The organism is Kushneria pakistanensis, from assembly GCF_014652795.1.
Lineage (GTDB): Bacteria > Pseudomonadota > Gammaproteobacteria > Pseudomonadales > Halomonadaceae > Kushneria > Kushneria pakistanensis.
This window is the reverse complement of the sequence record NZ_BMZM01000002.1, coordinates 162,029-186,927: the sequence shown is the minus strand read 5'-3', so window position 1 is coordinate 186,927 and position 24,899 is coordinate 162,029. Positions and strand designations below refer to the sequence as shown.

At 59.3% G+C, this 24,899-nt stretch carries 21 protein-coding genes; 17 read left to right on the top strand and 4 right to left on the bottom strand.

Going from position 1 to position 24,899, the window contains the following annotated elements:
- Positions 1-30: 30 nt before the first annotated feature.
- The 4 genes from IE123_RS06300 to IE123_RS06285 all read left to right on the top strand — a co-directional run bounded on the left by IE123_RS06300 (position 31) and on the right by IE123_RS06285 (position 4,437).
- Positions 31-228, top strand: a complete 198-nt coding sequence (locus IE123_RS06300) for a hypothetical protein (RefSeq protein WP_189516259.1) — start codon at positions 31-33, stop codon at positions 226-228.
- 217 nt (positions 229-445) lie between these two features.
- Positions 446-2,017, top strand: a complete 1,572-nt coding sequence (locus tag IE123_RS06295) for a putative bifunctional diguanylate cyclase/phosphodiesterase (RefSeq protein WP_189516257.1) — start codon at positions 446-448, stop codon at positions 2,015-2,017.
- A gap of 48 nt (positions 2,018-2,065) precedes the next feature.
- A complete protein-coding gene (locus tag IE123_RS06290; protein ID WP_189516255.1) occupies positions 2,066-2,992 on the top strand; it encodes a DNA/RNA non-specific endonuclease in 927 nt (308 codons plus the stop codon).
- A gap of 125 nt (positions 2,993-3,117) precedes the next feature.
- The gene (locus IE123_RS06285; RefSeq protein WP_189516254.1) at positions 3,118-4,437 is read left to right on the top strand and encodes a lactonase family protein; all 1,320 of its coding nucleotides are present in this window, start codon (positions 3,118-3,120) and stop codon (positions 4,435-4,437) included.
- 195 nt (positions 4,438-4,632) lie between these two features.
- On the opposite strand, the gene IE123_RS06280 is transcribed toward IE123_RS06285, so the two are convergent.
- Entirely contained in the window at positions 4,633-5,529 is an 897-nt protein-coding gene (locus IE123_RS06280; protein WP_189516252.1) for an AraC family transcriptional regulator, read from the bottom strand.
- Between the two features lie 313 nt (positions 5,530-5,842).
- On the opposite strand from IE123_RS06280, the gene IE123_RS06275 reads away from it, so the two are divergent.
- Positions 5,843-7,036: an iron-containing alcohol dehydrogenase gene (locus IE123_RS06275; protein ID WP_189516250.1), complete on the top strand. Its 1,194-nt coding sequence runs from the start codon at positions 5,843-5,845 to the stop codon at positions 7,034-7,036.
- A 230-nt stretch (positions 7,037-7,266) separates the two neighbouring features.
- Here IE123_RS06275 and IE123_RS06270 read toward each other — a convergent pair whose 3' ends face one another.
- Both IE123_RS06270 and IE123_RS06265 read right to left on the bottom strand, forming a co-directional pair.
- Complete coding sequence (locus IE123_RS06270; protein ID WP_189516248.1) at positions 7,267-8,238, bottom strand: asparaginase; 972 nt, start codon at positions 8,236-8,238, stop codon at positions 7,267-7,269.
- Between the two features lie 32 nt (positions 8,239-8,270).
- Positions 8,271-9,404, bottom strand: coding sequence for a DSD1 family PLP-dependent enzyme (locus IE123_RS06265; protein ID WP_189516246.1), 1,134 nt, complete (start codon positions 9,402-9,404; stop codon positions 8,271-8,273).
- A 90-nt stretch (positions 9,405-9,494) separates the two neighbouring features.
- On the opposite strand from IE123_RS06265, the gene IE123_RS06260 reads away from it, so the two are divergent.
- The 7 genes from IE123_RS06260 to IE123_RS06230 all read left to right on the top strand — a co-directional run bounded on the left by IE123_RS06260 (position 9,495) and on the right by IE123_RS06230 (position 15,754).
- The gene (locus IE123_RS06260; protein ID WP_189516244.1) at positions 9,495-10,124 is read left to right on the top strand and encodes a helix-turn-helix transcriptional regulator; all 630 of its coding nucleotides are present in this window, start codon (positions 9,495-9,497) and stop codon (positions 10,122-10,124) included.
- A 105-nt stretch (positions 10,125-10,229) separates the two neighbouring features.
- Positions 10,230-11,192 carry a threo-3-hydroxy-L-aspartate ammonia-lyase gene (locus tag IE123_RS06255; protein ID WP_189516242.1) on the top strand — a complete coding sequence of 321 codons (963 nt, stop codon included), beginning with the start codon at positions 10,230-10,232 and terminating at the stop codon, positions 11,190-11,192.
- 111 nt (positions 11,193-11,303) lie between these two features.
- Positions 11,304-11,741 (top strand): RidA family protein, encoded by a 438-nt coding sequence (locus IE123_RS06250; protein WP_189516240.1) that lies wholly within the window; start codon positions 11,304-11,306, stop codon positions 11,739-11,741.
- A 186-nt stretch (positions 11,742-11,927) separates the two neighbouring features.
- A complete protein-coding gene (locus IE123_RS06245; protein WP_189516238.1) occupies positions 11,928-13,289 on the top strand; it encodes a dicarboxylate/amino acid:cation symporter in 1,362 nt (453 codons plus the stop codon).
- Positions 13,290-13,360: 71 nt separating this feature from the next.
- Complete coding sequence (locus IE123_RS06240; protein ID WP_189516236.1) at positions 13,361-14,434, top strand: type II asparaginase; 1,074 nt, start codon at positions 13,361-13,363, stop codon at positions 14,432-14,434.
- A gap of 94 nt (positions 14,435-14,528) precedes the next feature.
- Positions 14,529-14,996 (top strand): YbaK/prolyl-tRNA synthetase associated domain-containing protein, encoded by a 468-nt coding sequence (locus IE123_RS06235; RefSeq protein ID WP_189516232.1) that lies wholly within the window; start codon positions 14,529-14,531, stop codon positions 14,994-14,996.
- The gene (locus tag IE123_RS06230; RefSeq protein WP_189516230.1) at positions 14,987-15,754 is read left to right on the top strand and encodes an HAD family hydrolase; all 768 of its coding nucleotides are present in this window, start codon (positions 14,987-14,989) and stop codon (positions 15,752-15,754) included. Before IE123_RS06235 ends, IE123_RS06230 begins: the two co-directional genes overlap by 10 nt.
- Here the strand turns inward: IE123_RS06230 and ppsR are convergent.
- Entirely contained in the window at positions 15,751-16,572 is an 822-nt protein-coding gene (gene ppsR / locus IE123_RS06225) for a posphoenolpyruvate synthetase regulatory kinase/phosphorylase PpsR (RefSeq protein ID WP_189516227.1), read from the bottom strand. The two genes, IE123_RS06230 and ppsR, sit on opposite strands and share 4 nt — an antisense overlap.
- Positions 16,573-17,035: 463 nt before the next feature.
- Between ppsR and ppsA the strand changes: the two genes are divergently transcribed.
- The 5 genes from ppsA (at position 17,036) to araG (ending at position 24,887) form a co-directional block, all read left to right on the top strand.
- Positions 17,036-19,492, top strand: coding sequence for a phosphoenolpyruvate synthase (gene ppsA, locus IE123_RS06220; RefSeq protein WP_229819637.1), 2,457 nt, complete (start codon positions 17,036-17,038; stop codon positions 19,490-19,492).
- Between the two features lie 213 nt (positions 19,493-19,705).
- The gene (gene xylB / locus IE123_RS06215) at positions 19,706-20,440 is read left to right on the top strand and encodes a D-xylose 1-dehydrogenase (RefSeq protein ID WP_189516225.1); all 735 of its coding nucleotides are present in this window, start codon (positions 19,706-19,708) and stop codon (positions 20,438-20,440) included.
- Between the two features lie 122 nt (positions 20,441-20,562).
- The gene (locus IE123_RS06210; RefSeq protein WP_189516223.1) at positions 20,563-21,987 is read left to right on the top strand and encodes a sugar porter family MFS transporter; all 1,425 of its coding nucleotides are present in this window, start codon (positions 20,563-20,565) and stop codon (positions 21,985-21,987) included.
- A gap of 375 nt (positions 21,988-22,362) precedes the next feature.
- Positions 22,363-23,358: an arabinose ABC transporter substrate-binding protein gene (locus tag IE123_RS06205; RefSeq protein ID WP_189517831.1), complete on the top strand. Its 996-nt coding sequence runs from the start codon at positions 22,363-22,365 to the stop codon at positions 23,356-23,358.
- Positions 23,359-23,378: 20 nt separating this feature from the next.
- Complete coding sequence (araG, locus tag IE123_RS06200; protein WP_189517829.1) at positions 23,379-24,887, top strand: L-arabinose ABC transporter ATP-binding protein AraG; 1,509 nt, start codon at positions 23,379-23,381, stop codon at positions 24,885-24,887.
- Positions 24,888-24,899 lie beyond the last annotated feature (12 nt).

The window sequence follows — 24,899 nt, the reverse complement described above, 5'->3', positions numbered from 1 at the left end:
GATGCCATCCACGGTCACGGAGCAACGCTCATGCTGGGTCTGACGTCACGGGAAATGGAAAGACTTGTACAGCGCGATATCCATCCAGTGTGTACCGATGGCAATGACTGTCTGGTCAGAATGCATGGCCGGGTCATTCGCTGTACCCCGCATGACCTGCACCGGCTGGCGGCGCCCTCCCTGCGCGAGCGCATGCGCGGTCAGATCAATCGGCTTTCAAGGGCCTGATCATCCCCTGACCCTTCATTGATTAAACCGGCGCCGGCACGTGTCAGGCGCGGTTTTTCGCATCAGAAAATGGCTTTGCCACAGCGCAATACTTAACCAGTGATATGAACGCAGGGTATAGAAGATTAAAGTAGCGGCCGATACGTCTGTCATAGCATTAGTTGTTCCTTAACAATTTGCTGTCAGTCAGCGCTCGCGACTTCTGGTACTTCTTCCCATGCGAACCAAAGGTTATCTCCTGCGCCAAGGGCTTGTGCTCTTTGCGGCCACGCTTGTAACCCTCTTTCTGATCGCCCTGATCTGGATGTTCTGGCTGGAAGCACACGTCTTTCGCCTTCTGAACTGGGGACCGCCTCCGGATCTTGATAACGCCTCACGCTGGCGCTTTATCCTGACCTGTACTGCCTTTGCCGCCATTGCCATGGTGGTGCCGAGTCTTTTATCCCTGCGGCTGACCTGGCGGCTGCGAAATCGCTATCGCGAGTTGCTGGCCGCGCGCGCGCGTGGCAATCATCTGGCCCAGCACGATGCCCTGACCGGGCTGATGAATCGGCATTATTTCATGGCGCGGCTGCATGCCCGGCTGGACCCCCAGCTGGAGCAGACCGCGCTGCTGGTCATCGATATTCAGGGCTTTCAGGCCATCAATGACGCCTACGGCAATACGGCGGGGGATTATGCCCTGCGTCGCATTGCCGATCGGCTCAGCAGTATTCGGGCCGTGGGCGACCCGCTGCTGGGACGGCCGGGAGGCGATGAGTTCGTGATTGCCCTGACCGGTGCCCTGAGTGCAGGTGAGCTGCTCGATCAGGCCCGGGCCCTGCAGCGCCAGGTCAAGCAGCCGCTGGTCTGCGGTAACCGACGGGTTCAGCTGGACACGACCATCGGGATTGCCGTCGCGCCCCTGCATGCCCTGACGGCGGATCAGCTGCTGGCTACGGCCTACGGCGCCATGCACGATGCCAGACGGGCTGGCGAGCAGATACGAATGCAAAGCGACTGTCTGACCGAGGCACAGCAGGAGGAGGCCCGCCGCGCACAGCGCCTGCGCCAGGCACTGGATCATGGCGAGATCGTGCCGTTTTATCAGCCGGTGGTGGCGCTTGAAAGCCGAAAAACGGCGGGCGTTGAAATTCTGGCCCGCTGGCAGCATCCCGAGCGTGGACTGGTCCCGCCCGATGAGTTCATCCCGCTGATTGAAACCCTGGGGCTGATGCCGGAAATGACCCGCTATCTTCTGGACATTGCCATGCGTGACGCTCGCCAATGGCCCGGAGCGCCCTTTTTGGCGGTCAATATCACCGCCTCCTATCTGGAAGATGAGGACTTCACCGCGCAGATGGCGGCGCTGCTGGAGGCACATGCCTTTCCGGCCGATCGTCTAGAGGTCGAAATTACCGAAAACGTGCTCATTGAGCGTCTGGACGTGGTCCAGCAGAATCTGAGCCGACTGCACGATATGGGGGTGCGCGTGTCGCTGGATGACTTCGGCACCGGCTATTCCGGGCTTTACCATCTGGCTAGGCTGGATATCGACAAGATCAAGATTGATCGCTCCTTTTTCGATGCCGAAGAGATTCGCCAGGACAATCTGGTGCGCCTGATGATCGCCATGGGTCGCTCGCTGGGCATGGCAGTGGTGGCCGAGGGCATCGAGGATGAGCGTCTGGCCGAAAATCTGACGCAGCAGGGCTGTCACTTCGGTCAGGGCTATCTTTTTGGCCGACCGATGCCGGCGCATGCGTTGTATGAGTATCTCACTCGATCTCATGAAACGGTCCAGCCCTGAGTGCCATCTCTGCCAAGCTTGAAACATCACCTGCCAGGAAGCGCCCTCATGTCCGACACAAGACAACGCCCCGCTCTTCGCGATATGCGCCGCCTGATCGACCCTGCCGCCACGGCGCTGGCCGAGCCGCCCACGGCCCGGGCCGCCACGGTGGCCGAGCTGGCCACTCGTGACGGCTTTGACCCGGATTTTCTGATGGATATGCCGGTAGCACTGCCGGTGCCGTCCGATGCGCTGGCCGAGGACGTGACACCGGTGCCCGGGCGTGAGGATGGGCGCCTTGATTACACCCATTTCTCACTGGTGATGTCCCAAAGCCGCAGGCTTGCCCTGTTTACCGCGGTCAATATCGACGGCAGCGCGCTGGTCAGCATTACTCGCGGCAGCGATTACTGGCGCTTTGATCCGCGTATCGCTCGTGACCTGCAGGCCGGTCCGGATATCTACAGCCGTAACCCGCTCGATCGCGGCCATCTGGTGCGCCGCACCGACCCCAACTGGGGCGAGCAGGCACAGACGGCCAACGACGATACCTTCTATTTTACCAACGCCACGCCCCAGCTGGCGGGGTTCAATCAGCAGACCTGGCTGGGCCTTGAAGACTACCTGCTGGAGAACGCCCGCGCCGATCGCCAGCGCATCACGGTGTTCTCCGGCCCCGTTCTCGATCCGGATGATCGTGTTTACCGCGGCATCCGCCTTCCCGAGGCCTACTGGAAGGTGGTGGCCTTCATGGGCGATGACGGTCGCGCCTCGGCGACGGCCTACATGATAGAGCAGGGTGACGGACTGGATCAGCTCGGCTTCATGTTCGGTCAGTATCGAACGTATCAGCGCAGCGTGGCGCGTATCGAGGCGCTGACCGGACTGGATTTCGGTGATCTGAGCACGTTTGATGGCTTCTCCAACGAAGAGCGTGCCACCGGCGTGCGCATCGAGACCGAGATACGCGGGCCGGAAGATATTCGGGTCTGATCAAAGGCATGGACCGGGAGATGACACTCCCTTGCGCAAGTTCAGGAATCTCTACCAAGGTCTGGATTGTCGACCTGACGGGGAAAGCCAATGCTTTTGCTTTCTTTCTCCTGAAGGGGCATGGCATGGATCAGCAACCAGGCGATACAGACAATGCATTGATCGATGAGATTCGTCGTCGACTTCTCAAGGGCATGGGGGTCGCGGCCGGCATGATGGCGCTGTCCCCGGTACTTTCCCTATCGGATGCCTTTGCTGCCTCTGGTCAGAGCAGCGGCAGTAGCGCGCAGTATGTCTATGTCGGTACCTATACCGGGCCCAATACCGCGCCCGGGGGTGTGGCCCCCAGTCAGGCCCGGGGAATCTACGTGTTTCGCATGGACTCTGAGCAGGGTGGGCTCACTCAGGTACAGGTCATGGCGGCGGAAAACCCCTCCTTTCTGGCCCTGTCACCGAATCGTCGCTATCTCTACAGCGTCAACGAGCTCGGCCCGGATGCGGCCGGCAAACCGCAGGGGCAAGTGAGCGCCTACCGGATCGATCCGTCCAGCGGCGAACTTGCCTTTATCAATACCCGACCCACGCAGGGCACCTGGACCTGTCACTGCTCGGTACATCCCTCCGGGCGCTATCTGTTTGCGTCCAACTACGGCACCGGCAGCTTCTCGGTCTTTCCGCTGGGGGAAAATGGCGAGATCGGGGAAATGAGCGATCTGGTCGAGTCACCGCCCAACGGGCTGGGCCCGGACGGTGTGCGTCAGGAGGGCGCGCATGCCCACATGATGATCACGGGGCCGGGTGGCCATCACGTTTTCGGCCTTGATCTGGGTGCGGACCGGTTGCTGGCGTTCACGCTGGACATGGACAGCGGCAGGCTCTCGCCCGGGCCGGTGCCCTATGCCAACGTGGCCTCGGGCAGCGGCTGTCGGCACATGGTCTTTCATCCGCAAAAGCCATTCGCCTACGTGCTCAACGAGCTCTCTTCAACGGTGGATGTCTTTGACTTTTATCCCGAGCGCGGCAGTTTCATCCATGTTCAGGCGCTGTCGACCCTGCCGGCCGACAGCGAATTTGGCCGACCGGTGTTCAACCCCGACAACCCGGGGGAAGTGCCTGGCGGCAGCAATACCACCGCCGAGCTTCGCATCCATCCGCAGGGGCGCTTTCTCTATGCCACCAATCGGGGCATGAACAGCATCGCCATGTTCGAGGTAAACACGCAGAGCGGGCACCTGACCAATACCGGCTGGGTCGCCAGCGGCGGCGAGATTCCGCGCGGCATGAACCTGGACCCCGCGGGGCGCTTTCTCTACGTGGGCAATCAGAACAGCGATACCATCAACGTGTTTCGCATTCAGGCCGACAACGGCAAGCTGGAAGGCCCGGTGCAGACGATCGGCTCGCCGGTGCCGGTCGATTTTGTCTTCAATGCCGTCAATGGCTGATCGATATTGAGAAGGCGCCGTGCTGATCAGCGGCGCCTGTCGATATCAGCCGTGACACAGCTCAAGCGCCAGAGCGATTCGAGCCTTCACCGGTGACATTGCCGCCATTTAAGACAGAAGCCAATACGCTCAAGATAAAAGCCATGTTTTATTTAAATAGCGTCAACAGGATTTAAAAAGAACATTATCCGGTGACTATTGTTTCTGCAGTATTTGCTCCTGGCGGCGATTTTGCAGCGGGGAGTCGCCATAGTAACGTTTATAGTCGCGGCTAAATTGCGCCACGCTTCGATAACCTACGGCTAATGCGGCCTGACTGACATTATGGTTCTGCTGTACAAGAAGCTGCTGTGCCTTGATCAGGCGCATTTTTTTCAGGTATTGAGCAGGGGATGTTCGTGTTACCTGTTTAAAATAGTGGTGAAACGTCGAAATACTCATATTGGCCTGCTGGGCAAGTTGCCCAACGCTAAAATCCTCGGCAAAACTCACCTGAAGTTTTGAGAGCACCTGTACGATGCGTGAATAGTGTCCCTGGCCGTTAACCAATGCTCGTAATGCTGGTCCCTGATCTCCTTTTAACGCTTCAAAGATGACCTCGCGGATGCGCGCAGCACCCATGGTTGCACACTCTTTGGGGTCATCAAGCGCGTTGACCAATCGTACAACGGCCATCTGCATGCTATCCGTCATTGCCACCGACGCCATGGGTTTAGGCAGAGGGAAGGGTGCGTCAATCTCGCCCATGCTCATCACCATCTCATTCAATAGCACTGGATCCAGCTTTATTGAAATGCAAAGCATTGGCGCTTCGCGTGAGCCATGGGTTTCGCATTCAAAGGGCAATGACAGTGTTTGTACGAGGTACTGGCCTGGAACGTAGCGAATTTCGCGATCGCCCAGATAACATATCTTTTTTCCCTGAGCGATAAAAATAAGGCTGGGTTCATAAAGCAGCGGCGTGCGCTTTTGTAAATGACTCAAACAATGCAGTGATACGCCAGGTAGAAGCGTTTGGGTAGGGCCATCTCCCCTGATCAGAGCCGCGATACTGTCAGTCAGCGATGGGTGGAAGCAGGGCGATATAGCCAAGAGGATCTCCTGTAAAAATCCGTCAAGTCATGCCAATCGTACAATTATGACAAGATATGACGATTAATGGTTGCCTTGTCCGTTCACCCGGAGGAATAAGCAAAAAAAGCGGAGATTGGTTCATCGTTACTGATGCCCTGCCAACCTATAATGGAGATTAGTCACTGTTGTTAAAAGTGATCTCGATGCAAAAAGACTTATTTAATGATTACGTATTGATTGCTGCCTACAGGGCCATGATTGCTATATCAGAGCATTAACCGAGTCTGTTTGTTATATGTCGAGCATACATTCATCACCAGGGAAGCTGATCATGCAGCAGGAAATAGCCAATTTTACGTTTCAAAATCCTACTAAAATCGTATTCGGCAAAAATCAGATTGAATCATTATCTACCTTGATTCCGCGTGACAGGAAAGTTCTGATCACTTATGGAGGTGGAAGTGTTAAACGCTCAGGTGTACTGGATCGCGTACGTGAAGCATTGACAGATTATGATCTGGGTGAGTTCGGTGGTATCGAAGCCAACCCCACTTTTGAAACCTGCATGCAGGCAGTTGAGCTGATTAAAAAAGAACAGTTCGATTTTATTCTTGCCATTGGTGGCGGTTCAGTTATTGATGGTTCCAAATTCATTGCTGCTGCAGCGAAATTTGAAGGGGACCCGACCAATATATTTGGCGACGGCGTTGGAACAGGCGAGCCTGTCAAGGCTGCCCTTCCCCTTGGAACCATTCTGACACTACCTGCTACAGCTTCAGAAATGAACAGCATCTCAGTGATCACGTTCAAGGAGAAAAAAGCCAAGGTCGGTTTTAGCAGTCTTCAGGTTTATCCGACTTTTTCGGTACTGGATCCGGAGATGACCTATACACTTCCCAGTAAACAACTGGCCAACGGTGTTACAGACTCTTTTGTCCATATCATCGAGCAGTACCTGACCTTTCCAGTCGGCGGTATGGTTCAGGACGGATTTGCTGAAAGCCTGATGAAGACTCTTATTAAAATTGGGCCTGATGTCGTCAAGGAAGATTTACACGACTATACCCTCAGGGCCAATTATATGTGGACAGCTACCCTGGCCTGGAACGGCATACTGTCCACCGGTGTACCCGGTGACTGGTCTACGCATGCTTTAGGCCACGAACTTACAGTGCTCAACGATACGGATCATGCAAAGACGCTGTCCGCTATCCTGCCGGCGGTCATGACGGTAAGGAAAGAACAGAAATTTGATAAACTTGTTCAGTATGCTGAAAACGTCTGGTCAATTACGGATGGCTCCGACGAAGAAAAAATAGATGCAGCCATTTCAAAAACGGCTGCTTTCTTCAAATCGCTTGGTATGCCGGTAACTCTGAACGATATCAATGTGTCTTCTTCTGACATCGACTTTTTGATTAGCCAGCTTGAAACGCATGAATGTACTGCAATCTCTGAGCGTGGTGATCAAACACTGGATGTTTCAAGAGCCATTTTTGAGAAAGCCCTTGAATTAGAATCGTAATCGTAAAAGCAGCGATAAACGCTTTTGGAGCAGCGCCACCACTTTTATATTGGTGGCGTTGTCCTTTTCATGTTTTGTATCAATAATTTTTTTGATATGACCTGAGTGCCAATGCAGTCATTTTTATTGTGACGCAAGCCTGAACAAACCGGGCTGCGACCGCCCTCATGTCATGACAGCTCTTCCGAGGCTCATGGGCCCAGCAGCCTTTCTTGCTTATCCACGATATTTCATATCGCTCTGCAAAGTTTCAATAGCAGATCGACCCTCGCCTTCACCGGTGACAGTGCCGTCATGATCGGGAAGGGGGCATCAGGCGTGGGCAGCAGCCGACCTTCGTTACAGCGCGCGGCCACGCGCACCTCGATACCACTCTCGCGAGCCCGATGGGCGGCCTGCTCGAGATGGCGATGCAGACTGGCGTTACCGGTCGCGCCCAGCACAATGCCTGCGACCGGGTCGGCGGCGCCGCTCTGGCGTTCCCGCACCAGCGTATCAATCAACGTGCCGCTGGCACCGGCATGACTGAGCACGATCTCGACGCGGGGCCAGTGCTCGGCCTCCGGCAGGGTGTTCTGATCGCTGTTCTCCGGGCGCGGCCAGGGGCGCAGCTGGCGGACGGTTCCTTCCTCCACGTAACCGATGGGGCCGCTGTCGCCTGAGGAAAACGCATTCAGCCGATAGGGGTGGTCCTTGCGCACGTCGAGCGCGCCGTGGATCTCCCCGGCGCAGACCACCGTGACGCCCGTAGCCTCAGGCGTTGCCGCCACGGCCAGCGCGTCACGCAGATTCTGCGGGCCGTCCGGCATGCGGGCAGTGGCCGGGCGCATGGCGCAGGTCAGCACCACGGGTTTGGTTGAAGGCAGCACCGAGTGCAGCAAAAATGCTGTCTCCTCGATCGTATCCGTACCGTGGGTGATGACCACGCCTGCGATGTCCTCCTGGCCCAGCCAGTAGTCGCAGCGCTTGCGCAGGGCACACCAGGTCGCGACATCCATGTCCTTGCTGTCGAGCTGGGCGATCTGCTCGGCCTGCAGGGTCACGCCATTCGGCGCCTCTATACCGCCAAGCAGGTCTTCGACTGCGACCGTTCCTGAGGTATAGCCAAGATTGGCGCCGATCTCGGAGGAAGAGCCGGCAATGGTGCCGCCGGTGCCGAGCACGACAAGGCGACGTGATCCTGTCGATGGGGGGTGTGTCATGAAAGCTGCTCCCTGATTGCTGGTCATAAACATTACCAGCCGTAAAAACGCGGCCAGATATCGACGCTTTCGTCGGACGTCAGAGCGGCGTAATGCGGATGCTGTGCCCCGGTGGCACACGCGTGGTTGGGCAGAATACGCAGACGCGTGCCGATGGGAAAACGATTCCTGATATCGTGATCGGTCTCGCCAACGTGAGACAGGATGCCGTGTTCCTGGTTGGCACCGCTCAGGATGTAGCCCTCAAGCACCGTGCCGTCTTCGGTACATACCTGACCGAAACCGAAATCATGCGTCTGCTTCTGCGTGCCGCGATCACGACTCATCGCCATCCAGCCGGCATCGACGACAGCCCAGCCCTTTTCTTCCTGATGACCGATCACGGTGGTGAGCACGCTCAGCGCGATGTCATCGAGTGCGCATACGCCCACGTTGTGCATGACCAGATCAAACAGCGCATACACGCCGGCACGCACCTCTGTCACGCCGTCAAGATGTTCGGCACTCAGGGCCGTGGGGGTGGAGCCCACGCTGACCACCGGGCAGGGAAGCCCGGCCTCGCGCAGCCTCTGCGCTGCCCTGACGGCGCCGGCACGCTCCTGCTCGGCAATCTCGCGCAGGGCCTCCGGGGTGTGGTAGTCATAGCTGGAGCCGGCGTGGGTCATGATGCCGCCCATGGTCATGCCGCTGTCCTGAAGCTCGCGGGCGATCTCCAGAAGGGCCTCGTCGTCAGGCTTGATGCCGCTGCGATGCCCGTCGGTGTCAATCTCGATCCATACCTCGAAGGTGGCATCGTGGGCCTTCCCGAACTCACCGATAGCGCGGGCGGTATCGATATTATCCACGATGAGCTTCAAATCGCAGCCCTTCTCCAGCAGCGCGAGCGCGCGCGGGAGCTTGTCGATTGAGATGCCCACGGCATACAGAATGTCGGTGATGCCGGATTCAAAAAACTGCTCGGCTTCCTTGAGGGTCGACACCGTAATACCGCGGGCACCGGCGGCGATCTGCGCCTGCGTTACGTTTGGGCATTTGGCGGTCTTGACGTGCGGACGAAAGCGCACGCCGAGCGTGTCCATGCGTGCCTGCATGCGCTCGATATTGCGCTGCAGGCGTTGGGTGTCAATCAGTGCGGCGGGTGTCTCAAGAGCATTCAGGGTCGTCATGAGCGTACTCGATCAAAGTAGAAGAAGAGGTGCATTGACATAGTGTCCAGAATTAAACAGTCTGTCAAAAACGACGATGGTAGCATTCCCATGACCCAGCGAACCCCGGAGCAGCGACTGCTGCTTGAACAGCTCAAGCAGACGGCGGAGGGCATTGCCAGAACCTTCGCCCCGTTTTGTGAGGTGGTGGTCCATGACCTGCTGGACCCCTCACATGCTGTGCTGGCCATCCACAACAACCTTTCGGGGCGTGAGGTCGGTAGTCCGGCCACCGAGCTGGGGCTGGCCCGCATTCAAAGCGCCGATGTCGAGCAGATCATTGCCAACTACGCCAACAGCTTCTCGGATGGCCGTCAGGTCAAGAGCACCTCGATCGGCATCAAGGATTCCGGCGGTCGCTACATCGCCGCGCTGTGCATGAATATCGATCTCAGTGTGTTTCAGGGCTTTCAGGGCATGCTGAATCAGTTCGTCGACCTGCCCGGCGCTGCGCCTGCGCAGGAGACACTCGACCCGATGGGCGCTGACGCCATCCGGGCTCGTATCGATCAGTTCGCCGCGAGCATGGCCACCACACCGCGCGCGCTGAAGGCGGAAGACCGACGGGTGCTGGTCAGGGAGTTGAAGTCGGCAGGCCTTCTGGAGGTGCGCCGGGCGATGGAGATTGTCGCCGGCCATCTGGGTGTTTCCCGCGCCTCGGTCTATGGCTATGCCAAGTAACCCCGATGGCGTGTCACGGATCGGGAAGACAGCAGTGCCCATGCGCTTTGACGAGCATAGATACCCATTTGTGTGGCCTGGCGGCCACATCAGGAGAGATATCCCATGAATCAGCTTCCCACCTTCGACGACGTGGTCGCCGCTTCAAAGCGCATTGAAGGCCACGCCCACCGCACGCCGGTGGTGACCTCACGCACCGTCGATGAGGCCATGGGCGCGCAGGTGTTTTTCAAATGCGAGAACTTCCAGCGCGTGGGCGCCTTCAAGTTTCGTGGTGCCTTCAACGCGCTGTCGAAATTCAGTGCCGAGCAAAAGCGCGCCGGGGTTGTGGCGTTCTCCTCCGGCAACCACGCTCAGGCCATTGCTCTTTCAGCCAGAATTCTGGGCATTCCGGCCACCATCGTCATGCCCGAGGACGCGCCAGCCGCCAAGGTCGCCGCCACCGAGGGCTATGGCGGTAACGTGGTGAGGTATGACCGCTACACCGAGGACCGGGAGCAGATCGGCCGTGACCTCGCCGAGAAGCATGGCATGACCCTGATCCCTTCCTATGATCACCCGGATGTTCTGGCAGGCCAGGGTACGGCCGCCATGGAGCTTTTTGAAGATGTCGACGAGCTGGATGCCCTTTTTGTTTGTCTGGGCGGCGGCGGTCTGCTGTCGGGCTGTGCGCTGGCGGCCAGAGCCATGGCGCCGGACTGCAGGATCTATGGCGTCGAGCCCGAGGCGGGTAACGACGGGCAGCAATCGTTTCGCTCAGGGCAGATCGTGCACATCGATACACCCAAAACCATTGCCGATGGCGCGCAGACCCAGTATCTGGGGAAGGTGACCTTTCCGATCATTCAGCGTGATGTCGACGACATTCTGACCGCCTCGGACGGTGAACTTGTCGAGTGCATGAGCTTTCTGGCCGAGCGCATGAAGATGGTGGTCGAGCCGACGGGCTGTCTCGGTTTTGCCGCGGCGCGGCAGATGAAGGCCGAACTGCAGGGCAAGCGTATCGGCGTCATCATCAGTGGTGGCAACGTCGACATGGCGCGCTTCGCCAGTCTGTTGACCTCATAGTTCGTTGAGCGGCCCATTGCCGGGCCGCGTATTACCGTACCGGTTCGCGCCCCTCAACCTTTCATGGTTGCGGGACAAGGACCCCTTGTGCCCAAAAAAAGGACTCTCCTCATGACGCAAACCACTTCTCACGTTGATATCCGCTGTGAGAACAGCATGGATATCGCTCGTCCCGGTGGACACTACTCCCATGTCTGCATGGGCGCCGGCCAGGTCTTTATCTCCGGTCAGCTCCCCATTCGACCGGACGGCACGCACCTGAGCGATGCCTCGTTCGAGGAACAGGCGCGTCAGGTGCTGGCCAATATCGATGGCTGCCTGGCCTGCGCAGGCGTTGATAAAAAGAGCCTGATGCAGGTGCGCATCTACGTCACCAATATCGACCACTGGCCGGCGTTCAACGAGATTTATGCCGAATGGCTTGGAGAGCATCGCCCCGCGCGCGCGGTTGCCGGCATCGCCCAGCTGCACTTTGGCTTTGCCGTCGAGGTAGAAGCCGTGGCGCTGCTTGGCAGTGATCACCCGCACACGCCTTCATCGTTTCAGTAAACAGGCGTATGCCCCTGGCTGATTCCTCCAAAGCCACCCTTGAGCACTGACCCGCAGTGTGCCATGCCCCATGGACATGATGGCGTCATCCCGGGGCTGGCCCCGGCGTTCCTGCCCCTGCAGGGGCGCCGCCTGGCAGGACGTTGTATCTGAAAACCGCAAACAGCGGGAAACAGGAGACGTACAATGACAAGAAATACCGTTCGCTCATCTGCCCGACGCAATCCCTTGAGGGTCTGGCTCGATATGGCGCTGTGGAAGCAGATATTCATTGCGCTGGGGCTGGGGCTGGTTCTGGGGATTGCGCTCAACCAGACCGGCAATGCCGATATTGCCGCCTCGGTAAAACCGGTCGGAGATCTGTTTATTCGCGGGATCAAGATGCTGATCGTCCCGCTGATCTTTATCACGCTGGTCGCAGGCGTTGCCTCATTGCAGGACCTCAAGACCATGGGGCGTCTTGGGGTGAAAACGTTTGTTCTGTACTTGGCCACTACCGCCATTGCCATTTCGATCGGCCTGGCCCTGGCGGTACTTTTCAAGCCAGGTGTGGGGATCGATATTGGTACCGCTGAAGCCGTCCAGCCCAAGGATGCGCCATCGATTGCCGATACCATCCTGGGGCTTGTACCGACCAACCCGGTCGAGGCCTTTGCCACAGCCAACGTGCTTCAGATCATTGTCTTTGCGATGTTGCTGGGCATTGCCATCGTCATGGCGGGCGAGGTTGCCAAACCGATCAAGACCTTTTTCGATGCCGCCGCCGAGGTAATGTACAAGCTGACCTCGATCATCATTGCCTTTGCGCCCTATGGCGTTTTCGCCCTGATGGTCTGGGTGGCCGGCACCTATGGCATGGATGTACTGGCGCCCCTGGCCGGTGTCATCGGGCTGGTCTATCTCGCCTGTATTCTCCATGCCCTGATCGTCTACGGTGCCATGATCAAATTCCTGGCCCGCCTTAATCCTGTTCGCTTTTTTCAAGGGACCATCGAGCCGGCCCTGGTGGCCTTTACCAGTACCTCCAGCTCGGGAACGCTGCCGGTCACGATGATGTCGGCCGAGCACAACCTGGGCGTGTCACGTCGGGTCTCGAGTTTTGTGCTCCCACTGGGCGCCACCATCAACATGGACGGCACGGCCCTTTATCAGGGCATCTGCGTGGTCTTCATCGCGCAGGCCTATGGCGTTGATCTGACGACCAGCCAGTACGCGACCATCGTCCTGACCTCAACACTTGCCTCCATCGGCACCGCCGGTGTGCCCGGTGCGGGCCTGATCATGCTGTCTTTGGTCCTGACATCGGTAGGCCTGCCGCTGGAAGGTATTGCCATCATTGCCGGTATTGACCGCATCCTCGATATGGTCCGCACTGGCTTGAATGTGGTCGGCGACAGTGCGGTAACGTGCGTCGTGGCGCGCAGTGAAGGCGAGCTTGATCAGACGCTTTTCGATACGCCTCACGTGCTCAAGGCCGGCGAAACCTCCCCTGATGCCGGACCGGCGTCTGATCCCGATCGATCAGTCAGCGATCGTCCCCTGTCCTGACAGGGGCTCCCTGTTCGGTTTGATAACGACACAACATCATCGGCGGCAGGTGAGCGCCGTATGGAGACCTCATGAAACACATGATTTGTTCCGGGAAGTGGTGGTTGATGCTGTTGCTGCTGGTCATGGCGGTGCCTTTTGCCCAGGCCAGCGAAGAAAAACCCAATATCGTGATTCTGGCCACCGGCGGCACCATTGCCGGTTCAGGGGCATCAAGTGCCAACGTCAGTGCTTATCAATCCGCCGTGGTGGGGGTCGACAAGCTCATCGCTGCGGTACCGGAGCTCAAGGATGTTGCCAGCGTTCGCGGTGAGCAGGTCTTTCAGATCGGTTCGGAAAGCTTTAACAACGAGCGCTGGTTGACGCTGGCGCGCCGCGTCTCGGAGCTTCAGAACTCGCCTGATGTGGACGGCATCGTGATTACGCATGGTACGGACACGATGGAAGAGACCGCCTATCTGCTGAATCTGACCCTCAAGAGCGACAAGCCTGTTGTACTTGTCGGTTCCATGCGGCCTTCCACGGCCCTGAGTGCCGATGGCCCACTGAATCTTTACAACGCGGTTGTGGTTGCGGCAGACCCGAAAGCGTCCGGTATGGGCGTGCTGGTGGTCATGAATGATGACATTCACAGTGCCCGGGACGTGACCAAGTCCAGCAGTCTCAAGGTAGAAGCCTTCCACTCCCTTTACGGGCCGCTCGGTGAGGTCGTCGAAGGCCAGCCGCGCTTTTATCGCGCCCCGATACGCCCTCATACCACGCAAAGCGAGTTCAGCGTTGATGACATCGCATCAATGCCCGAGGTCGACGTGGTGTATACCCACGGCAACATGAACCGCGTTCCGATGGACGCCTTCATTGCCCATGGTTCAAAGGCGCTCATCTGGGCGGGGTTCGGCAATGGCAGTGTGCCCGACTACATGGACGCTGTTCTGGAGGAGGCACGTGCCAGGGGCGTGTTTATCGTTCGCACAACACGTACCGGCAGCGGCGCCGTTGTCCGCAACGGCGAGGCCGAGGACGACAAGTACGACTACATCGTCGTGGACGATCAAAACCCTGCAAAAGCGCGTCTTCTGATGGCGCTGGCGCTGACAAAAACAACCGATACTGCAAAGCTCCAGGAGATTTTCTGGAAGTATTAAGCCGATCAGGAAGGTATTCGAAAGGACCGGCCGGGGACGGCGAAAGATTGCTGCCCCCGGCCGATGACGTTGGGGCTACCCGGGAGTTTTACCCATGTTTGATCAGCTTGTGCAGCTGTTGAAGACACATGATGCACGCTTTCGCATCATTGAGCATTCTGCCGAAGGGCGGTCGCAGGATGTGGCCCGTATACGCGGTACCACCGAATCGCAGGGTGCCAAGGCGATGCTGTGTAAAAGCCGGCACGATGATGAGTTTTTTATGCTGGCCGTGCTGCCGGGCAACAGGAAGCTGGATTTTCGACAGGTGGCTGACGCTGTCGGCATCAAAAAGGCGACGCTTGCCAGCGCCGAGGACGTCATGACCGAGACCGGCTGTGTCGTCGGTGCCGTTCCCCCCTTCGTATTTTCATCGCGGATTCGATTGCTGGCCGACCCGGCACTTGTCGAGGAACATGACGAGATTGCCTTCAATGCCGGCAGGCTTGATCGTTCGATCGTTTTAAGCAGTGAAGATTATCTGCGTATTGCCCAACCAGAGGTCCGAAGCCTTTGTATCTGAACGACGTGGCTGCCCTGTCGCTGGATCTGGACGATACGCTCTGGGATTTCGACGCTGCGGTACGCGGCGCTGAGACAATGCTTTATCACTGGCTTTTACAACATGCGCCATTGACGGCGGCAGTGCTGCCGGAGCCTGCGTCACTGCAACAGTATCGACAGCGCATGGCCATGCTCAGGCCCGATCTTGTCGACACACCGGCACGGCTTAGAAAAGCGTCGATTCATGAGGTGCTGCGTCTGGCCGGTGAGGATCCGGCGCTGAGCGAACGGGCCTATGCGGTATTTTATGCCGCACGTCAGCAGGTCACGTTTTTTGAAGATGCCCTGCCGGCGCTTGAATGGCTGAGTCAGCGCTACCCCATGGCGGCCATTTCAAACGGCAATGCCGATCTGGACATGATCGGCATCCGCCATTTTTTCAGTGTCATCCTGTTCTCCAGGGATTTGGGTATCGCCAAACCCGACCCGCAAATCTTCCACGTCGCTGCTACCGCGCTCGATGTTGCGCCAGCGCAGATACTGCATATAGGCGATGACTGGCAGCTGGATGTCCAGGGGGCCCTGTCAGCGGGGTTTCGGGCTGCCTGGCTGGTGCGAACGGCACAAGGCACCACGCCAGCCAGAATGGAAGGCGCCGCCGATGCATGGCTGACCCTCAACAACCTGCACGAACTCTGCCTGATGGCCGATGCTCATGAGCATCCGGTTTGCGGGCAAGGCTCGGCTTCGTTGTCATTGCCATCATATTTTTCCTAAAAGATCCGCCGATCGATGCCAAGCGTGTCCATCAAGCGCGTGGCGATCTCCTCGACCGAGTAGTTGGTGGTGTCCAGATAGGGAATGCGCAGGCGGCGATAGAGCGCCTCGACCTCGGACAGCTCCAGCCGGCACTGTCGCAGCGAGGCGTAGGTGCTGGCGTTGCGCCGTTCGTTGCGAATGTTGGACAGGCGTTCGGCGTTGATGGTCAGCCCGAACAGCTTGCCGCGCTGCTCGCGCAGGGCCGGCGGCAGCGCCAGGCGGTCCATGTCGTCGGCAATGAAGGGGTAGTTGGCAACCCGCAGGCCGAACTGCATGGCCAGATAGAGGCTGGTGGGTGTCTTGCCGCAGCGCGACACGCCAATCAGGATCACCTGGGCCTGTTCGAGATGGCGCAGCGACAGGCCGTCATCATGGGCCAGGGCGTAGTCGATCGCCGCGATGCGCTCGTCATAGCGGGCCACGTTGCGCTGATTGAGACCATGGGTGCGGTGCAGCGTCGGGTGCGGCGCCATCTGGAGTTCTTCACTGAGCGGGGCAATGACGGATTCGATCACGTCATGGCAGAAGCCGTGGCTCGACAGGATGATCTGGCGGATCTCGTCGCTGACGATCGAGTAAAAGACGATCGGGCGCTCGCCGGTCTCGGTAAAAATCCGGTCGATGCGCTCGCGAATCTCGACGGCGCGTTCCCGGGTGTCCACGAAGGGCCAGGTCCGCTGGGCAAATTCCGTATCAAACTGGGAGAGAACGGCGTGGCCCAGCACTTCCATGGTAATGGCCGTGCCATCGGAAATATAAAACACTGTTTTTGGCATAAAAGCCTCTCTGCCCGGCATAAAAGACACGATTTATCAGGCATTAAACCACGGTAATGGTCAAAATGTTGTGATGCCATTGCGACCTCATTTGTCAAATTTGCGCAGGCGCTACAAAACATGTAGTGATTTTTTGTGCCGAATTTTTTTTGGGTTTATCCATTTATTTCAAAAACATGCGTTGCCAATTTAATACTTTGTGTTAACGCCATGTCGTAGTCTTTCAAAATGTTCCTGGCCTTAAAACTTGTCATAAAGGCTATGGCGGACCGCGGAAAATGATTACGCTCTGCTCGACTGTCCAATGACAGGAAGGATTTTAAAAGCGTCGTTTTTATTCGGTCGTGCGATGGATCTACACGCCCTGAACGACGTTTTTTTACGTTGTTTATTTTTGGGTATGGCACTGCCGGGCACCTTCAAAGGGGCCGGCGGCGTAAAGGATTGCCGGGAGAGACGAGAAATGAGTGATCGCATGGTGACAGACGACAATCGCCTGAATGACGCTGACCCGGACGTGCTCTGGTACGACCAGGTCGGCATGCACGATGTCAATCGTGTCGGGGGCAAGAACGCCTCACTGGGCGAGATGATCAGCCACCTGGCGAGTCTGGGTGTCCAGGTGCCCAACGGCTTTGCGACCACCGCTGACGCATGGCGGCGTTTTCTGGAACAGAGCGGTCTGGATGAGCGTATCCATGCCCTGCTGGATGAAACCGATATTGACGATACCCGCGCCCTGGCAGCTGCCGGGACGCGCATTCGTCAGTGGGTCATCGATACGCCCTTTACGGCCGAACTCGATGATGCCATCGCCACGGCCTACGAGAAGCTGGCCGGCGATAATCCGAACGCTTCCTTTGCGGTGCGCTCCTCCGCCACGGCCGAGGACATGCCGGATGCCTCCTTTGCCGGCCAGCAGGAGACCTTCCTCAACGTGCAGGGGCTGGACGCCGTGCGCGAGGCGATCCACCACGTGTTTGCCTCACTGTTCAACGACCGCGCCATTTCCTACCGCGTCCACCAGGGCTACGACCACAAGGGCGTGGCCCTGTCTGCCGGCGTGCAGCGCATGGTGCGCTCGGATCTGGCCACCTCGGGTGTCATGTTCACCATCGACACCGAATCGGGCTTTGATCAGGTCGTGTTCGTCACTGCTGCCTGGGGACTGGGTGAGATGGTGGTGCAGGGCGCCGTCAACCCGGACGAGTACTACGTGCACAAGCCCACGCTGGCCGCCAACCGTCCGTCGGTCGTGCGTCGCAGCATGGGCACCAAGGCCGAGCGCATGGTGTACGCCGATGATCGCAGCCACGGCAAGCAGGTGCGCATCGAGCCGGTCGACGCCGCGGATCAGGACCGTTTCTGCCTGAGTGATGACGAGATCGAGGCGCTGGCCCGTCAGGCCATGCTGATCGAGCAGCACTACGGCCGCCCGATGGATATCGAGTGGGCGAAGGATGGTCATACCGGCGAGCTTCTGATCGTTCAGGCACGTCCGGAAACCGTACGCTCGCGCAAGCAGGTCATGGAGCGCTATCAGCTCAGCTCCCGCGGCCCGATTCTGGCCGAGGGCCGTGCCATCGGTCAGCGTATCGGCGCCGGTGCGGTGAAGATCATTGCCGACATCAGCCAGATGCATGATGTGGCACCGGGTGACGTTTTGGTCACCGACATGACCGACCCCGACTGGGAACCGATCATGAAGCGCGCCGCGGCGATCGTCACCAACCGCGGCGGGCGTACCTGCCACGCGGCGATCATCGCCCGTGAGCTGGGTATTCCGGCGGTGGTGGGCTGTGGTGATGCCACCGAGCGTCTGGCCTCCAACCAGCACGTTACCGTCTCCTGCGCCGAAGGCGATACCGGCTACATCTACGAGGGCGAGCTGGAGTTCGAGGTCAAGAGCGCTGCCATTGATGATCTGCCGGAGCTGCCGCTCAAACTGATGATGAACGTCGGCAACCCGGATCGCGCCTTTGACTTTGCCACGCTGCCCAACGAGGGCGTGGGTCTGGCGCGACTGGAATTCATCATCAACCGCATGATCGGCATTCACCCGCGCGCCCTGCTGGAGTTCGATCGCCAGACGCCGGCGCTGCAGGCCGAGATCACCAGCCGGATTGCCGGCTACTCTGACCCGGTCGAGTTCTACGTGGCCCGTCTGACCGAAGGGATGGCAACCTTGGCCTCTGCGTTCTGGCCCAAGCGCGTGATCGTGCGGCTGTCGGATTTCAAGACCAACGAATACGCCAACCTGGTGGGCGGTGAGCAGTACGAGCCGCACGAAGAGAACCCGATGCTGGGCTTCCGCGGCGCCGGTCGCTACGTGTCGCCGGACTTCCGCGACTGCTTCGCACTCGAGTGTCAGGCGGTCAAGCGGGTGCGTGATGTCATGGGGCTTGAGAACGTCGAGATCATGATTCCGTTCGTGCGCACCCTCAAGGACGCCGCCGCCGTAATCGAAACGCTGGAGTCCCACGGGCTCAAGCGCGGCGAGAACGGGCTCAAGGTCATCATGATGTGCGAGCTGCCCTCCAACGCGCTGCTGGCCGATCAGTTCCTTGAGTACTTCGACGGCTTCTCGATCGGCTCCAACGACATGACCCAGCTCACACTGGGGCTGGATCGTGACTCCGGTACCGTCTCCGAGCAGTTTGATGAGCGCAACGACGCGGTACTGGCGCTGCTGTCGATGGCCATTCGTGCCGCGAAGCGTCAGGGCAAGTATGTGGGTATCTGCGGGCAGGGCCCGTCTGATCACCCGGACTTCGCTGCCTGGCTGATGAGCGAGGGCATCGACAGCCTGTCGCTCAACCCGGATACGGTGATCAACACCTGGCTCTCGCTGGGCGAGCAGGCCGACAAGGGTGCGCCCCAGGAAGGCAACGGTGAGCCAGCGTCACTGATCAACAAGTAAAAGCGCCTCACGGCGTCATCGACCGTCCGGCCCGCAAGGGGCGGGCGGTTTTTTAATGCGCCCGGTATGGTCTTTTTCCTGCTTCAGCGCGTGAACGCGACCTATGTCCAATGTCGTTGTATTAGACACCGGCGGAAACTGCCCTCCGAACAATGACATTTGATCGGACGTTGGCGTCCTTCAGGCGCGGTCTGTTCCGATTCGGGAGACAGCATGAGTACTGCGATCTATCCCGACCTTTCCGGTCGGCGCGTCGTGATTACCGGTGGCGGCTCCGGCATCGGTGAAGGCATTGTGCGTGCTTTCGCCGAGCAGGGCGCCGAGGTGCATTTTCTCGACATTATTGCTGAGGCCGAGCAGCTTGCCGGGTCGCTTGGTGAGCACGTGCACTTTCACCGCTGTGACCTGACTGATCCCGGCGCGCTTGAGCAGGTGCTTTCTGATATCGGCACGGTGGATGTGCTGGTCAACAACGCGGCCAACGACGATCGCCATCGGCTTGAAGATGTGACCGCCGAATACTGGGACGATCGCATGGCGGTCAATCTGCGCCATCAGGCGCTGGCGGCGCGCGGTGTGGCGGACGGCATGCGCGCGCAGGGACGCGGTTCAATCATCAACATGGGGTCGATCAGCTGGCATCTGGGCCAGCCCGGTCTGGTGCTCTATGAAACCGCCAAGGCCGCCATCGAGGGGCTGACGCGGGCGCTGGCCGCCGAGCTGGGCGGTGATGGCATCCGGGTCAACTGTGTGATCCCCGGCAATGTGAAAACGCCGCGTCAGTCACGCTGGTATACCCCGGAAGATGAGGCGCAGATCGTTGACGAGCAGAAGCTCAAGGTGCGCCTGCACCCGCATCACGTTGCCAACATGGTGCTCTTTCTCGCCTCCGATGCCGCCGGTGGCTGCACTGCCCACAACTACTGGGTCGATGCCGGCTGGTTGTAACGCCGTCAGGCCCGGCTGCGGTCGGGCTTCACCAACGCGCTGATATTTTAAAAAGCTGGTCTCGATACAACGCCGGTTCCAATAAAACGTTCCAATAAAACAAGATCCCAGGAGACACCGCCATGTCATCAGCCACTTCGGTACAGGACGAGGACAGCCGCAAACAGCAGTTCTATGTCTTTGTTATCTGCTGCGTCGCCGCGCTGGGCGGCTTTCTGTTCGGCTTTGACAGCGGGGTCATCAACGGCACCGTGGATGGTCTGCAGGCCGCCTTCAATTCCGAAGCCGCCGGTACCGGCTTCAATGTGGCCTCGATGCTTTTGGGCTGTGCTGGCGGTGCCTTTTTTGCCGGCCGGCTGGCGGACCGTTTTGGGCGGCGGATGCTGCTGATCGTGGCCGCGATCTTTTTCATCGTCAGCGCCTGGGGCTCCGGCGTGGCTACCGGGTCCTTCGAGTTCGTGATCTATCGCATCCTTGGCGGTATCGCGGTGGGTGCGGCAAGTGTCATGACCCCGGCCTATATCAGTGAGGTGGCTCCGGCTGCCATTCGCGGGCGGCTGGCGACCATCCAGCAGATTGCCATCATCACTGGGCTTTTCATGGCCTTCGTCAGCAATTACATGCTGGCGCGGGTGGCCGGTGCCTCCACGACACCGCTGTGGTTCGACTTTGAGGCCTGGCGCTGGATGTTCTGGATGGAGCTGATTCCGGCGACCATCTTCTTTCTGGCGCTGCTGGGTATCCCTGAAAGCCCGCGCTTTCTGATCAGCAAGGGCGAGGGCAAAAGGGCGCTCAAGGTGCTCAAGACGTTGATGGCCCACCGCGAGGCGGAGCAGAAGGCCGGCGATATTCGCCACTCCCTGCACCGTGAACGCACGCCCGGCCTGTCCGATCTGCTCAATGGCGCCACCGGGCGCGTGCATCGCATCGTCTGGGTGGGTATCGGTCTTGCCGTCTTTCAGCAACTGGTCGGTATCAACGTGGTGTTCTATTACGGCGCGGTGCTGTGGCAGTCGGTGGGCTTTACCGAAAGCGATGCGCTGTTGATCAACATCATCAGCGGGGCGGTCAGCATCGCGGCGTGTCTGGTGACGATTGCGGTGATCGACAAGGTCGGGCGCAAGCCGATTCTCTGGGTCGGCTCGGTCGGCATGACGGTGACACTGGCCATTCTGGCGTATGCCTTCTCGACCGCGGCGATCGTCGACGGTGCGCTGCGCCTGTCCGACAGCATGGGCATCGTGGCGCTGCTGGCGGCCAATGTGTACGTCATGTTCTTCAACGCCTCCTGGGGTCCGGTCATGTGGGTCATGCTCGGCGAGATGTTCCCCAATCAGATGCGTGGTTCGGGGCTTGCCGTGGCGGGGCTTTTCCAGTGGCTGGCCAACTTCGGCATCACCATGACCTTCCCGATCATGCTGGCCGGTATCGGCCTGGGTGGGGCCTACGGCATCTACGCCTTCTTTGCGCTGCTCTCGGTCTTTTTCGTCTTCAGAATGGTCAGGGAAACGCGCGGTCGTGAGCTCGAAGATATGGCCTATGAGTAACGTTGGCTTCGAAAACTGAGGTCTGCTCCATGTCGCCCGGCCGGTTGTGCCGGGCGATTTTTTTGATGCCCGTTTTTAATATCAGCGCTGTTGCCACGCAGCGGGTTCATATCGAGTGTGCCGCCCGGGCGGTGGCTCGAGAACGGCGCGTAACTTTAGTCTCAGCGCCCGTGTCAGGCGCTGCGGCGACAGGTGCCATGCCTGCTGGCTCGACCTGTTACCGATAGCCATTCTGGTATCACTTCGCGTTACAGGACGCATTAGTCGTCGCTTAAGTCGCCCCGTATGTTGGCCCTGTGTGTCAGTGGTGGTGCCCGTGACTGCCGTTGACCACCCATGAATAACAAACTGCCCCACGAGGGCCCGGAGTCCATGATGCCCCTGCTACCTGTCTTTTCCCGCGTCATTGCCGCAACACTCATGGCCCTGGTGCCACTGGGCATGGCCCATGCCGGCGATGACAACGTCAAGATCGGCTTTATCGTCAAAAAACCCGAGCAGGCCTGGTTTATCAACGAACAGCGCGCGGCCAGCGAACTGGGGCAGGAGCAGGGCTTTAGCGTGGTGCGTCTGGCCGGTGAGGATGGGCAGCAGGTACTTAGCGCCATCGACAATCTCAACGCGCAGGGCGCGCAGGGCTTCGTGATCTGTCCGCCCGACGTGCGCTTGGGCATGGCGATCGCCAACCGCGCGAAGCAGTACGGCATGAAGGTCGTGACCGTGGATGATCAGTTCGTCGGCGGCGACGGCGAGCCGCTGGAAGGTGTGCCCCATCTGGGCATGTCGGGCTACAAGATCGGGCAGCAGGTTGGCAACGCCATCGCCGAGGAGATGCAGCGCCGCGGCTGGAAGATGGAAAACACCGGCGCGCTGCGGATCTCCAACAACGAGCTGCCCACCGCCCGCGAGCGCACCGACGGGGCGACCCAAGCGCTGCTTGATGCCGGTTTCAGCAAGGACAACGTGATCGACGCCCCGCAGCAGAACACCGATACCACCAGCGCCTTCTCGGCCGCCTCGCCGATGTTTTCCAAGTACGGCAAGTTCGATCATTGGGTGATCTATGCCCTCAACGAGGAGAGCGTGCTGGGCGGCGTGCGCGCCAGCGAGCAGTACGGCCTGTCACCGGATCAGGTCATCGGTGTCGGCATCAACGGCTCGGGCGCGGCCTTTGCCGAATTCTCGCGGGAAAAGCCCACCGGCTTCTACGGTACCGTGGCGGTCAGCTCGACCATGCACGGTCGCCAGAGCGCCGAGAATCTGTATCAGTGGATCGTCCAGCACAAGGAGCCTCCGGCCAATACCGAAACCACCGGCACCCTGATGACCCGGGACAACTGGGAAAGCGTGCGTGAGGAGCTGCAGCTGTGAGTTCGGCCACTGCCACGGCCATGTACGGGACAGCCGAGGCTGATCCCTGGCTGCGAGTGGAAAACGTCACCGTCGAATTTCCCGGCGTACGCGCGCTTGATGGGGTGAACTTCAGCGCCCGCGCCGGCGAAGTGCATGCCCTGATGGGCGAAAACGGCGCCGGCAAGTCGACCCTGCTCAAGGTATTGAGTGGCGTGAACCGCCTCACCGACGGTGCGCTTATGATCGGCGGCGAGCGCCACGTGTTTGCCAACGCCCGCGAGGCGCTGCGACTGGGCATCGCGATCATCTATCAGGAGCTGACGCTGTCACCCAATCTGTCGGTAGCGGAAAACCTGCTGCTGGGGCAACTGCCCCAGCACTACGGCATCGTGGACAGAAAGCAGCTTCGCGAGCGGGCACTTGCCATTCTCAAGGAGCTGGGCGAGGGCAACGTGCATCCGGCCACAAAGGTGCGCGATCTCTCGATCGGCCAGCAGCAGATGATCGAGATCGGCCGGGCGCTGCTGCGTGATGCCCGCATCATCGCCTTTGACGAGCCGACCAGCTCGCTGTCAGTGCAGGAAACCCGCCAGCTCAAGCGCATCGTCCAGCGTCTGCGTGATGAGGGTCGGGTGGTGCTGTATGTCACCCATCGCATGGAAGAAGTTTTCGAGATGTGCGACGCCGTGACGGTCTTTCGTGACGGACGCCACATCTGCACCCACGACACCATGGCAGGGCTCACCCAGGATCAGCTGGTCAGTGAAATGGTCGGGCGCGATATCGAGGACGTCTACGGCTATCGCGCCCGGGAATCCGGTGAAGTGATCCTGAAGGTCGACGCTTTGGAAGGCCACGGCCTGAAGGCGCCGGTGAGCTTCGAGGTTCGCCGCGGGGAAGTGTTCGGGCTGTTCGGGCTGGTCGGTGCCGGGCGCAGCGAGCTGATGCGCCTGGTCTGTGGAGTCGAAAAAACCAGCGGCGGTGAAATTCACTTCAACGGCCGCACCGGGCGGTTCAATTCACCGGGTGAGGCGATTCGTGCCGGCATCGCGATGTGCCCGGAGGATCGCAAATCCCAGGGCATCTTTCCGGTGGCCAGTGTCACCGACAATCTCAATATCAGCTGTCGGCGCTTTTTCAAGCGCATGGGCCTGTGGCGCCACCCGAAGCGCGAACTTGAAAATACCCGCGGCTACATCGAGAAGCTGCGCATTCGTACCCCGGGGCCGCGTACCCGCATCAATACGCTCTCCGGCGGCAATCAACAAAAGGTCATCCTGGCCCGCTGGCTGTCCGAGCAGATCGAGCTGTTCGTGATGGATGAGCCGACCCGCGGCATCGATGTCGGCGCCCGGCGCGATATCTACACCCTGCTTTATGACCTGGCCGAACAGGGCAAGGCCGTGGTGGTGATCTCGAGCGATCTGACCGAGGTCAGCGCGATCTGTGACCGTATCGGCGTGATGCGCAGCGGCGCGCTGGTCGACATCGTCGACCGTGATCAGGCCACACCCGAACGGCTTCTGGGGCTGGCACTGCCGGCCTGAGTTCTGGATATG

Excerpts from the sequence above, each read along its gene's own strand:
- IE123_RS06210 (WP_189516223.1), top strand. The coding sequence starts at position 20,563 with ATGTCATCAGCCACTTCGGTACAGGACGAGGACAGCCGCAAACAGCAG.
- IE123_RS06205 (WP_189517831.1), top strand. The coding sequence starts at position 22,363 with ATGCCCCTGCTACCTGTCTTTTCCCGCGTCATTGCCGCAACACTCATG.
- IE123_RS06285 (WP_189516254.1), top strand. The coding sequence starts at position 3,118 with ATGGATCAGCAACCAGGCGATACAGACAATGCATTGATCGATGAGATT.
- ppsA (WP_229819637.1), top strand. The coding sequence starts at position 17,036 with ATGAGTGATCGCATGGTGACAGACGACAATCGCCTGAATGACGCTGAC.
- IE123_RS06265 (WP_189516246.1), bottom strand. The coding sequence starts at position 9,404 with ATGACGACCCTGAATGCTCTTGAGACACCCGCCGCACTGATTGACACC.
- IE123_RS06240 (WP_189516236.1), top strand. The coding sequence starts at position 13,361 with ATGAAACACATGATTTGTTCCGGGAAGTGGTGGTTGATGCTGTTGCTG.
- IE123_RS06295 (WP_189516257.1), top strand. The coding sequence starts at position 446 with ATGCGAACCAAAGGTTATCTCCTGCGCCAAGGGCTTGTGCTCTTTGCG.
- IE123_RS06275 (WP_189516250.1), top strand. The coding sequence starts at position 5,843 with ATGCAGCAGGAAATAGCCAATTTTACGTTTCAAAATCCTACTAAAATC.
- IE123_RS06250 (WP_189516240.1), top strand. The coding sequence starts at position 11,304 with ATGACGCAAACCACTTCTCACGTTGATATCCGCTGTGAGAACAGCATG.
- IE123_RS06255 (WP_189516242.1), top strand. The coding sequence starts at position 10,230 with ATGAATCAGCTTCCCACCTTCGACGACGTGGTCGCCGCTTCAAAGCGC.
- xylB (WP_189516225.1), top strand. The coding sequence starts at position 19,706 with ATGAGTACTGCGATCTATCCCGACCTTTCCGGTCGGCGCGTCGTGATT.
- IE123_RS06290 (WP_189516255.1), top strand. The coding sequence starts at position 2,066 with ATGTCCGACACAAGACAACGCCCCGCTCTTCGCGATATGCGCCGCCTG.
- ppsR (WP_189516227.1), bottom strand. The coding sequence starts at position 16,572 with ATGCCAAAAACAGTGTTTTATATTTCCGATGGCACGGCCATTACCATG.
- araG (WP_189517829.1), top strand. The coding sequence starts at position 23,379 with ATGTACGGGACAGCCGAGGCTGATCCCTGGCTGCGAGTGGAAAACGTC.
- IE123_RS06300 (WP_189516259.1), top strand. The coding sequence starts at position 31 with ATGCTGGGTCTGACGTCACGGGAAATGGAAAGACTTGTACAGCGCGAT.
- IE123_RS06270 (WP_189516248.1), bottom strand. The coding sequence starts at position 8,238 with ATGACACACCCCCCATCGACAGGATCACGTCGCCTTGTCGTGCTCGGC.
- IE123_RS06260 (WP_189516244.1), top strand. The coding sequence starts at position 9,495 with ATGACCCAGCGAACCCCGGAGCAGCGACTGCTGCTTGAACAGCTCAAG.
- IE123_RS06235 (WP_189516232.1), top strand. The coding sequence starts at position 14,529 with ATGTTTGATCAGCTTGTGCAGCTGTTGAAGACACATGATGCACGCTTT.
- IE123_RS06245 (WP_189516238.1), top strand. The coding sequence starts at position 11,928 with ATGACAAGAAATACCGTTCGCTCATCTGCCCGACGCAATCCCTTGAGG.